This window comes from Mesorhizobium sp. WSM4849 (assembly GCF_055811385.1).
In genome coordinates this window covers 1-10,255 of the sequence record NZ_JBVVPW010000069.1, presented here as the reverse complement: position 1 = coordinate 10,255, position 10,255 = coordinate 1, and the positions used below count along the sequence as shown (strand labels likewise).

Below are 10,255 nucleotides of genomic sequence, written 5' to 3'. Positions count from 1 at the left end.
GCCAAACCGCCACCCACTCTAACCCGATACACCCGAGTCATAACGCCGCGCCCGCCACCGGTTTTGCCCCGGTTACATGATGGTGCCCAGAAGAGGACTCGAACCTCCACTCCTTGCGGAACACGGACCTGAACCGTGCGCGTCTACCAATTCCGCCATCTGGGCTGGTGCGGGCTCTTTAGGCGGGCAAGGGGTGAGTGTCAACGCGCTTTTTTGCTCAATCAAGAAACACGCCCGCGCGCCGGCTCACCCCTCCAGCACTTCCTTCGAAGCCACGGTCGAATCGGCGTTGAGCTTGTAGATGACCGGCACGCCGGTGCCGAGCTCCAGTCTGACGATCTCCTCACCCGACTTGCCGTCCAGCGCCATGATCAGCGCGCGCAGCGAATTGCCGTGCGCCGCCACCAGCACGGTGCCGCCGCGCAGCACATGCGGCTGCAGGTCGTGCAGATAATAGGGCCAGACGCGCGCGCCGGTGTCCTTCAGGCTTTCGCCACCGGGCGGCGGCACGTCGTAGGAGCGGCGCCAGACATGCACCTGCTCCTCGCCCCATTTCTGGCGCGCGTCGTCCTTGTTGAGGCCGGAGAGGTCGCCATAGTCGCGCTCGTTCAGCGCCTGGTCGCGGATCGTCTCGAGATCGCTCTGGCCGACGGCGTCGAGAATATGCTGGCAGGTCTTCTGCGCCCTGATCAGCGACGACGTGAAGGCGATGTCGAACTTCATGCCGCGCGCCTTCAGCTTGGCGCCCGCCTCCTTGGCCTCGGCGTGGCCCAGTTCGGTCAGGTCGACATCGCGCCAGCCGGTGAAAAGGTTCTTCAGGTTCCATTCGCTCTGGCCATGGCGCACGAGCACGAGAGTTCCCGACATTTTTGCTCCTTCAGTTTGTGGATCAGATCGTCTCAGGCGAGTCCGAGCACGTCCCGCATCGAATACAGTCCCGGCTTCCTGCCGCGTGCCCACAGTGCGGCCTTGACCGCGCCGCGGGCGAAGATCGCCCGGTCCTCGGCATGATGAGCGAGCGTGATGCGCTCGCCGGTGCCGGCCAGCACCACGGAATGGTCGCCGACCACCGAGCCGCCCCGCAGCGTGGCGAAGCCGATCGAGCCCGCCTTTCGCACGCCGGTGTGGCCGTCACGCGACCGCACGCTGTTCCCGTCAAGATCGATGCCGCGCCCGGTGGCGGCGGCTTCACCGAGCAGCAGCGCCGTTCCCGAGGGCGCGTCGACCTTGTGCCGGTGATGCATTTCCAGGATCTCGATGTCGAAATCGTCGGCATCGAGCGCACGCGCCGCCTGCTCCACCAGCACCGCCAGCAGATTGACGCCGAGGCTCATATTGCCTGACTTGACGATCGTCGCGTGGCGCGCCGCCGCCGCTATCTTTGCATTGTCGTCGGCCGAGCAGCCGGTGGTGCCGATGACATGGGCGATGCGCGCCTGCGCCGCATAGCCGGCGAATTCGACAGTCGCCGCCGGGCTCGTGAAATCGAGCACGCCGTCGGCCTTGGCGAAGGCCGGCAGCGGATCGTCGCCGATCGCCACGCCGATAATGCCGATGCCGGCAAGCTCGCCGGCATCCTTGCCGAGATGTGGCGAGCCGGGCCGCTCGATCGCGCCGGCGACGCGTGCGCCCGGTACGGTGTGGATGGCGCGGATCAGCGCCTGGCCCATGCGTCCGGCCGCGCCGACCACCACCAGGCCCATTTCATTGACGGGGAGGTCGTTTGTGGCCGTACCGCTCATAAATTTCTCCCAATCGCTTTTTTCGCGCGCCGCACCGGAATGTGGATTGGCGTGCCGTCGTCGACAAGCCCCAGCCCCTTGTTGCCCTGCACCCGGTGGAACCGGGCATATACGCTGTGCGGGTCGGCCATCAGCGAGGCATGCGTGCCTTGTTCGACCAGCCGGCCCTGTTCCAGCACGATGATGTGGTCGGCATTGACCACCGTCGACAGCCGGTGCGCTATGACGATCGTCGTGCGCCCTTGCATAACCTGGGTCAGCGCCTGCTGGACGCGCGCTTCGGCCTCGTTGTCGAGCGCCGAGGTCGCCTCGTCGAGCAGCAGGATCGGCGCCTGCCGCACGATGGCGCGGGCGATCGACAGGCGCTGGCGCTGGCCGCCCGACAGCGTCAGGCCGCCTTCACCGACAGGGGTGTCATAGCCTAGCGGCTGCTGGCGGATGAAGCCATCGGCCTCGGCCTGTTGTGCGGCCAGTTCGATCTCGGCGTCGCTGGCGCTCAGCCGCCCGTAGCGGATATTGTCGCGAATGGTGCCTTCGAACAGATAGGGCTGCTGCGAGACATAGGCGATGGAGCAGCGCAGCGACTGCTTAGTCACCTCTAAAATGTCCTGGCCGTCGACCTCGATGCTGCCCGCTTCGACATCGTGGAAACGCTGCAGAAGCGCCACCAGCGTCGACTTGCCGGCGCCCGAGGCGCCGACGATGGCCGTCATCTTGCCGGCGGCGGCGACGAAGCTGAGATCCTGCAGCACCGGAGCGTCGGCGACATAGCCGAACGACACATTGTTGAAACGCACCTCGCCCCTGGTGATCTTCGCTTCGGCCGCTCCGGCCGCGTCGCCTTGCTGCGGCTCGAGGTCGAGCAGCTCGTAGATCATGCGTGCATTGACCAGCGCCCGTTCCATGCCGACCTGCATGCGCGCCAGCCGCCGGGCCGGGTCGTAGGCGAGCAGCAATGCGGTGATGAAGGCAAAGACGGCGCCAGGCGGCTGGCCGCCGACGGCCGCCCGATAACCTGAATAGGCGATGACGCCGGCGACGGCGAAGCCGGCCAGCATTTCGGAGATCGGCGTCAACCGTTCCGAGACGCGGGCGATGCGGTTTGCCCGTTGCTCGGCACCGTCGACAAGGCCGCTGACGCGGCGCGACAGCTCGTCCTCCAGCGTAAACGCCTTGACGATGGCGATGCCTTGCGTTGCTTCCTGCATGGCGCCGATCAGCCGCGAGTTTATCTGCACGGCTTCGCGCGTGGCGCGCCTTATTCTGCGGGTGAGGTAGACGACGGTGTAGATCAGCGGCGGTCCGATCAGCAGCGACATCAAGGAGAGCATCGGATCCTGCCAGATCATGACGCCGATCAGCGCGATGAGCGATACGGCGTCGCGTGCCACTGATGTCAGCGTCATCGACAGCAGGTCGCGGATGCCGTTGACATTCTCGTTGATCTGGGCGGCCAGCCGTCCCGAGCGCGTGTCGTTGAAGAAACCGATGCCGAGCTTCATCAGGTGAGCGAAGATGCGGCGTTGGTATCGGGCCACCAGATTGTTGCCGATCCTGGCCAGCGTCACCGCCTGGCCGTAGGTGGCCAGCCCGCGCAGCATGAAGGCGCCCAGGATCGATAGACAGATCAGCGCGATGAGATCGCCGCGCTGCTCATAGAAGATCTGGTCGACGACATCCTTCATGATCCAGGCGGTGAAGGCGGTCGTGGCCGCAACCGTCACCAGGCACAGAACCGCCAGAACATAATACCAGCGATAGTCGCGGCTATTCTCGGCGATGATGCGGCGGATCACCGCCACGATCTGGCCGGGCCGGGCTTTGGCTTGGTCGTTTGGCGACTGGTTCAAGTCGGGATCGTTCCGTGATGTCGGTTCGGCTCCGCGGCCGGGCCAATTCGGCAATCCTCTTAGCGCCCCGGCGGCGGCTTGCCTATGGCAGAGGCCGGCAAAACTTCGCCGCGGCTTCTGTCGTCATCTAGGCCCGCCAGCGCCGCCCGGCGGTCTGGACGCCGAACAGCGACGGGTTTCTGGCATAGGCGGCAAGGCCGGAAAGCGCTGCCAGCGGATGGGTGATCACATAGACGGGCATGGTGCGCATCAGCTCGCTGTGCGGCGCCTTGTCCTCGAAGGCGGCGCGGAAATTGCCGGTTTTCAGCGCCGGCAGGATTTTCTGCGCGATGCCGCCGGTCAGGAAGACGCCGCCGCGGCTCATGAACACCAGCGCAAGGTCGCCGGCGGTGCGCGCCAGGCAGGTGACGAACATCGACAGCGCTTCCTCGGCCACCGGATCTGATTTGGCCAATGCCGCGGCGGTGACCTCGGCCGGCGTGGTGAAAGGCGTCGGCTTGCCGTCCGCCTTGGCCACCGCCCGATACGCATTGACCAGGCCGCGTCCGGACAAAATCTGTTCGCCGGAGATTCTGCCATCGAGCTTCTCAATATGCGGAAAGACCTGGAAATCGCGCGGCGAGCGCGGCCCGATGTCCATGTGTCCCCCCTCGCCGGGCACCGGAATCCAGTGGTTCAGCGCGTGGACCAGGCCGGCGACGCCAAGCCCGGTTCCGGGACCGAGCACCACCCGTCCGGCATTGGGCTCCGGCGCATCGCCGCCGATCTTTTCCATATGCTCTTCGCCGAGCGCCACGACGGCCAGCGCCTGCGCCTCGAAATCATTGAGCACCACGACGTCGCTGAGGCCGAGGCGGGCAAACATCTTTCGCGGCTTGACGATCCACGGACAGTTGGTGAGCGGGATCTCGTCGCTATCGACCGGACCGGCCACCGCCAGCACCGCGGAGTTGGGCCGGACCGACGAGCGGTCGAGCACCGCCGCCTGGATCGCCTCGTCGATCGTGTTGAAATTGGCGGTCTGGACGATCTGCGGTTCGGTTGGTACCGAGTTCGCGTCGAGCACGATCGAAAAGCGCGCATTGGTGCCGCCAATGTCGCCGATCAGGACCGGAAACTGCAGCGCTGTGTCGTCGTCGCCTGGCATGCTCTCGTCCGTCCCGGTTCCCAATGGCGTTCCGCCGTTCTTTCGTTGACTAGCGCATGACCCGGGAAAGGGAAATCGGTTTTCGAAATGCGGCGCCCAAGATTCAGAGCAGGATGGGGTCAAATGTAGCTTAGACGGACGCGCAAGCAACCACTGGATCGCTGCACTTCTCGACTACTGTATCGGCATGGATCCATGCCGTTACGTGAGAGCGCCGCTGCGTTGAGAGCACCCTCGACCGCCTTTCCCTAATGTCGCCTCAGTTCCCCGGCCGCGGCCGTGGCAGTGGAATGCCGATCTCGGGCGTTGCCGCGAAGGCGTTGACCGAGGCCGGAAGCGCTGCTCCGCCGCTTGCGGATGCCCGCGCCGGCGCCGGCGCCGTCATGAGAACGGGTGCAGCCGCGACCGGCACGCCGTCGCCATAATAGGTGACCGCCTCCGCCGAAGCCGGATCTGGCCCATCGAGCACCGCCTGGCATGCTGCGGGCAGGCTCGCCATGGTCATCAGGTCGCGCGCTTTCGGCCTATCCGGGTTCTTGTTGGGACGCCACGGTTCCTCCGTGAACCACCAGGCCAGCGACTGGTCGCAGCCGTCGCCGGGCGCCGTGTTTTCCTGCGCTTTGCAATTGGGCGAGCCGGGCTGGCAGCCGATGCGGATGTGGAAGTGATAGTCGTGGCCCCAGAACGGCCTGACCTTGCGCAGCCATGCGCGGTCGCCTTTCACCGTGTCGCAGAGCTTCTTCTTGATGCCGGGATTGACCAGGATGCGCTCGACTTCCGCGTAGCTTGCCGCGCGCTTCAGGAGCCGCATATGCGCCGGCACCCAGAGCGCATCTTTCACCAGGTGGTTCTTTTCATCGACAAGCAAGGTGGCGCTCATGTTTTCGCGCTGCTCGAGCGAAAGCTTGCGGTCGGGCATCGGCGTCAGCCAGATGTCGGCGTCGAGGCCGATCTGGTGCGAGGCATGGCCGCTCAGCATCGGGCCGCCGCGCGGCTGCGAAATGTCGCCGACCAGCAGGCCGGGCCAGCCGTCGGCCGCGGCGTCGCGCGACAGTTTCTCGATCAGCGCGATCATTGTCGGATGGCCCCAGCGGCGGTTGCGCGAAGGCCGCATCACCTCCCATTTCGGGCCGTCCAGGGGAATGGCGACGCCGCCGGCAAAGCAGCCCTTGGAATAAAAGCCGATCGATTGCGGCGCAGCAACGGCCGGCAGCTTTTTGGCGCCGAACAGGTTTTTCGCAAGCTCTTCGGCCGCTGCAGGTCGTGCTGCAAGCCCTGCCAGGGCGAGAACGGCGAGCGCTGCTAATGCATGTCGCCCAAAAGTGCGCAGCGGTTTTTGGACAACGACATGCATCGACAGAGATCTAAAGCGCGTTGCGACGCGCTTTAGCAGCAGCGTTCTACCGGGCAATGATCGCTTCAACGTTTTCATGAGGCAGAACCCCTCTGCGATTTAGTCGAATCATATCACGCCCGGCGCGCGGTTTCGATCACGACCGCTTCATCGGGCTGCGCGCCTCGCCGTCGCGCCAGTTGCCCTCAGCCCACATATGGTCGAAGGCCACCCGGTAGTCGGGAAAGCGGAAGCGATAGCCGGCAGCCTTGATCGCCGTGTTGGCGACACGCTTGTTCTCGCCATAGAAGGACCCCGCCATCGGCGAAAGCTGGGCGGTCTCGAACGGAATTTCGGGTGGCGGTGTGACGCCCATCAGCCCCGCGGCATAGGCGACGACGTCCTGCGGCGGCGCCGGGAGGTCGTCGGTGACGTTGAAGATGCCGCCGCGATTGTCCTTGAGCAGATGCCAGAGCGCCCCCGCAATGTCGTCGCAATGGATGCGGTTGAACACCTGGCCCGGCTTGACCAGCCGCCGCGCGGTGCCGTTTTCCAGATTGACCAGGGCATTGCGGCCCGGCCCGTAAATGCCGGAAAGCCGCAGGATCGCCACCGGCCGGCCGATGTCCCGACCCAGTTTCAGCCAGTCCTGCTCGGCGGCGACACGCAGCATCGAGCGCTTCGACAGCGGCCGGCATTCGGCGGTCTCGTCGACCCAGCCGCCGCCGTGGTCGCCATAGACTCCGACGGTGGAGAGATAGGCGATCCATTCGAGCGCCGGCATCTCCGCCGCGATTGTCCCGCGCGCCGCATTCAGCACTGGATCGCCCGCCTCTTCCGGCGCCACCGAGACGACGAGATGGGTTGTTTTTTTGAGCGCGTCGCTGATTTCGGGTGTCAGCGTGCCGTCGAAAAGCAGCGGCTGGATTCCGGCCCGCCGCAGCGCTTCGAATTTCTCCGACGCGCGTGTCGTGCCAAGGATCGTGCCGGCATCCCTGTTGGCGCGGGCAAATGCCTTGCCCGAATAGCCGGCGCCGAAAATGAAGATCTGCTTCTGGCTCATGCATGCGCCTCGATTTGATTTGCCAGCGCCAGGCGCCATTCGCGTCGCACGGCCTCGTCGCCTTCTGCTTTCAGTGCAGCGCTGGCACATTCGGCAAATTCGGTCTCTGGCACAAGCCGCGACAGCGCCCATACCGCCGCGCCGCGCACCAGAGGCGAGGCATCGCTGAGCAGCGCGCACACGGCGTTGCCGAGCGAGGGTTCGCCGGAATTGCCGGCGGCGATCAGCACATTGCGGACAAAGCGGTCGCGACCGATGCGCTTGATCGGCGAACCAGTGAAGAACGACCGGAAAGCAGCGTCATCGAGCGCTAAGAGCTCGGCGAGCGGCGGTTCGCGCAAGTCCGCGCGGGCGACGAGCTTTGCCTCGGATGCCGCCTGGGCAAACTTGTTCCACGGGCAGGCGGCGAGGCAGTCGTCGCAGCCATAGATGCGGTTGCCGATTTTTCCCCGGAACTCATGCGGGATCGGGCCCTTGCTCTCGATGGTAAGATAGGAGATGCAGCGTCGCGCATCGAGCCGGTAGGGAGCCGGAAAGGCGTCGGTCGGACAAACGTCGAGACAGGCGCGACAGGAGCCGCAATGATCGTCCTCGGGCGTATCGGGCGCAAGCTCGGCCGTCGTGAAGATGGTGCCGAGAAACAGCCAGGAGCCGTGCTCGCGGCTGACCAGATTGGTGTGCTTGCCTTGCCAGCCGAGGCCGGCGGCTTCTGCCAGCGGCTTTTCCATCACCGGAGCAGTATCGACGAACACTTTAACGTCGCCGCCGGCGCGGGCCGCGATCTTGCCGGCGATCTCTTTCAGGCGGCCTTTCATCACGTCGTGATAATCACGGTTCTGCGCATAGACGGAGATCGCGCCGCGCTCGCGCTTCACTAGGACCGCGCGCGGGTCGTGGTCGGGGCCATAGTTCATGGCGAGCACAATGATGGAGCGAACTTCGGGCCAAAGTGCCGTCGGCTCGCCGCGGCGCTCGAGTGTCTCGGCGATCCAGCCCATCGAACCGTGAAAGCCGTCGGCGACGAATTCGGCCAGCCTGGCCGGCGCCTGCGGGATGGCATTTGGCGTGGTGACGGCAACGGCATCGAAACCGGCGCGCCGAGCCTCGCGGTCGATCAGCGCGCGCAGGTTTTGCGCTCTAGAAATCGAGGTCCGCATAATGTGACACCGGCGAAAGGCCGCGTACCCGGTCGGACAAAAGCGGCCGGAACGATGGCCGTGATTTCACCCGTGCATACCATTCGCGCGCGGCAGCATGTTCACGCCAGTCGATCTCGCCGAGATAGTCGAGCACGGACAGAGCAGCCGCAGCCGCGAGGTCGGCATAGGTGACCTTGTTGCCGGCCAGCCAATGGCGTGTGCCGGCCAGCCAGTTGGTATATTTCATGTGCTGCCGGATATTGGCGCGCGCTGCACGGATCGCCGCCGAATCAGGCGAACCGCCGCCCGCCGTTTCCGGCATGACCGGCTTCAGCACGCGCTCGCGCACCAGATGCCGCGTCACCTCGCCATCAGCCTTGCTGAGATACCAGTCGGTCAGCCGGCGGATTTCGGCGCGCCCCATCGGGTCCTCGGCGAACAGCCGCTTGTCGCGCTTGAGCACGCCGCGCGTCTCGTCGAGATATTCGGCGATGACCATGGCGCCGACGATCGGCACGTCGCCCTCGGCAAGCAGGATCGGCAGCGTGCCTGCCGGGTTCAGCGCCAGGAACTCCTTGCGCCGCATCCACGGCTTTTCCTCGATCAGCGCCAGCTCCTCTCCATACTCGCCGAAAGCGAGGCGAACGAAGCGGCAGGTGGCGAACATCGGGTGGTGGAAAAGCGTCAGCATGGTCCCGCGATAATAGAGCGCACTGGCAAATCGCCGGCTGCGCCGGTAAGTCTTAGCCGCCCCGATTCAGAGGGCTGCCCGGTTCAAAGGGCCGCCCCGATTCAGAGGACCGTCAGGGTGCTGCGACCTATAGGAGGAGTTCCGCGCCATGACAAGCAAGCCGTTCTTCAAAGCCCTCACTCGAACTCCGAGGTTTACATGGAAAGCCAGACCATCGTCGAAGCGCTGCTGCTCGGCATGATCGAGGGCATGACCGAGTTTATTCCGGTCTCGTCGACCGGCCATATCCTGCTTGCCGGCCATTTTCTCGGCTTCCATTCGACCGGCAAGGCCTTCGAGATCCTGATCCAGCTCGGCGCCATACTGGCTATCCTCAGCGTCTATTTCCATCGTCTGTGGCAGATGCTGGTGGATCTGCCGCGTGATCGGGTGACGCGGCATTTCGTCCTCGGCATCCTCGTCGCCTTCCTGCCGGCGGCCGTCATCGGCGCCCTGGCGCATGGCTTCATCAAGACGGTGCTGTTTGAATCGCCGAGGCTGATCTGCGTCATGCTGATCATCGGCGGCGTCGTCCTGCTGTGGGTGGATCGGTTCAAGCCGAAGCCGCTCTACCATGACGTCGAGCGGTTTCCGCTCAGGCTCTATCTGCAGATCGGACTGTTCCAGTGCCTTTCGCTGATCCCCGGCACATCGCGCTCCGGCTCGACGATCGTCGGCGCGCTGCTTCTGGGCGTCGACAAACGGGCGGCTGCGGAATTCTCCTTCTTCCTCGCCATGCCGACGATGGTCGGCGCCTTCGCCTTCGACCTTTTCAAGAACCGCAATGTGCTGACCAGCGCCGATCTGCCCATAATCGTCGCCGGTTTCATGGCGGCCTTCGTCGCGGCGCTTATCGTCGTGCGATTCCTGCTCAACTACGTCTCGCGCCACGGCTATTCGCTGTTCGGCTGGTGGCGGCTGGTCATCGGCACCGTCGGCCTGGCGGCGCTTTTCGTCTGGGGGTAAGGCGGCACAGTTAGTTTATCGCCCTTCAGCCATCGCTGATTGGGCTCCTTAAGTCACTCCCGCAACAACCAGCCCCGAGACGGGTCCGTCACGCCGAGATCGCCACCGAGGTCTTCAAGCAGATCACGGAACCTGTCGAGAATGGCGATCATGGAGGGCGATAGCTTCCTCCGATCCCTTTGAGCTGCAATTTCTATCGACGGCCGCGCTAGGGGCGGGCCTCCAGCACCATGTTGAACGGCGTCTCCGTGGCGCGACGGAATCGCTTGAAGCCGCCGCCGGTCA

9 protein-coding genes and 1 tRNA gene are annotated in these 10,255 nt (G+C 64.9%); 1 reads left to right on the top strand and 9 read right to left on the bottom strand.

Annotated elements, in window-relative coordinates; translation table 11 throughout:
- Positions 1-80: 80 nt before the first annotated feature.
- The 9 genes from AC0L3L_RS35720 to AC0L3L_RS35680 all read right to left on the bottom strand — a co-directional run bounded on the left by AC0L3L_RS35720 (position 81) and on the right by AC0L3L_RS35680 (position 8,965).
- A tRNA-Leu gene (locus tag AC0L3L_RS35720) sits at positions 81-165 on the bottom strand.
- Between the two features lie 81 nt (positions 166-246).
- Positions 247-867, bottom strand: a complete 621-nt coding sequence (locus tag AC0L3L_RS35715) for a 2,3-bisphosphoglycerate-dependent phosphoglycerate mutase (protein WP_258121210.1) — start codon at positions 865-867, stop codon at positions 247-249.
- Between the two features lie 32 nt (positions 868-899).
- Entirely contained in the window at positions 900-1,742 is an 843-nt protein-coding gene (gene dapB, locus AC0L3L_RS35710; protein ID WP_473642020.1) for a 4-hydroxy-tetrahydrodipicolinate reductase, read from the bottom strand.
- Positions 1,739-3,592, bottom strand: a complete 1,854-nt coding sequence (locus tag AC0L3L_RS35705) for an ABC transporter ATP-binding protein (protein WP_473642018.1) — start codon at positions 3,590-3,592, stop codon at positions 1,739-1,741. Before AC0L3L_RS35705 ends, dapB begins: the two co-directional genes overlap by 4 nt.
- Before the next feature lie 127 nt (positions 3,593-3,719).
- A complete protein-coding gene (locus tag AC0L3L_RS35700; RefSeq protein WP_473642016.1) occupies positions 3,720-4,739 on the bottom strand; it encodes a glucokinase in 1,020 nt (339 codons plus the stop codon).
- Positions 4,740-4,998: 259 nt separating this feature from the next.
- Complete coding sequence (gene mepA / locus AC0L3L_RS35695) at positions 4,999-6,093, bottom strand: penicillin-insensitive murein endopeptidase (protein ID WP_473642014.1); 1,095 nt, start codon at positions 6,091-6,093, stop codon at positions 4,999-5,001.
- A 136-nt stretch (positions 6,094-6,229) separates the two neighbouring features.
- Positions 6,230-7,135, bottom strand: coding sequence for an SDR family oxidoreductase (locus tag AC0L3L_RS35690; RefSeq protein WP_473642012.1), 906 nt, complete (start codon positions 7,133-7,135; stop codon positions 6,230-6,232).
- Positions 7,132-8,292 (bottom strand): tRNA epoxyqueuosine(34) reductase QueG, encoded by a 1,161-nt coding sequence (gene queG, locus AC0L3L_RS35685; RefSeq protein ID WP_473642009.1) that lies wholly within the window; start codon positions 8,290-8,292, stop codon positions 7,132-7,134. The genes AC0L3L_RS35690 and queG overlap by 4 nt, the downstream gene beginning before the upstream one ends.
- Positions 8,273-8,965, bottom strand: coding sequence for a glutathione S-transferase family protein (locus tag AC0L3L_RS35680; protein WP_123145987.1), 693 nt, complete (start codon positions 8,963-8,965; stop codon positions 8,273-8,275). Before AC0L3L_RS35680 ends, queG begins: the two co-directional genes overlap by 20 nt.
- A gap of 198 nt (positions 8,966-9,163) precedes the next feature.
- On the opposite strand from AC0L3L_RS35680, the gene AC0L3L_RS35675 reads away from it, so the two are divergent.
- Positions 9,164-9,970, top strand: coding sequence for an undecaprenyl-diphosphate phosphatase (locus AC0L3L_RS35675; protein WP_473485720.1), 807 nt, complete (start codon positions 9,164-9,166; stop codon positions 9,968-9,970).
- Positions 9,971-10,255: the final 285 nt, after the last annotated feature.

Coding starts and splice junctions, on each gene's coding strand:
- AC0L3L_RS35715 (WP_258121210.1), bottom strand. CDS start 867: ATGTCGGGAACTCTCGTGCTCGTGCGCCATGGCCAGAGCGAATGGAAC.
- dapB (WP_473642020.1), bottom strand. CDS start 1,742: ATGAGCGGTACGGCCACAAACGACCTCCCCGTCAATGAAATGGGCCTG.
- AC0L3L_RS35700 (WP_473642016.1), bottom strand. CDS start 4,739: ATGCCAGGCGACGACGACACAGCGCTGCAGTTTCCGGTCCTGATCGGC.
- mepA (WP_473642014.1), bottom strand. CDS start 6,093: ATGCATGTCGTTGTCCAAAAACCGCTGCGCACTTTTGGGCGACATGCA.
- AC0L3L_RS35690 (WP_473642012.1), bottom strand. CDS start 7,135: ATGAGCCAGAAGCAGATCTTCATTTTCGGCGCCGGCTATTCGGGCAAG.
- queG (WP_473642009.1), bottom strand. CDS start 8,292: ATGCGGACCTCGATTTCTAGAGCGCAAAACCTGCGCGCGCTGATCGAC.
- AC0L3L_RS35680 (WP_123145987.1), bottom strand. CDS start 8,965: ATGCTGACGCTTTTCCACCACCCGATGTTCGCCACCTGCCGCTTCGTT.
- AC0L3L_RS35675 (WP_473485720.1), top strand. CDS start 9,164: ATGGAAAGCCAGACCATCGTCGAAGCGCTGCTGCTCGGCATGATCGAG.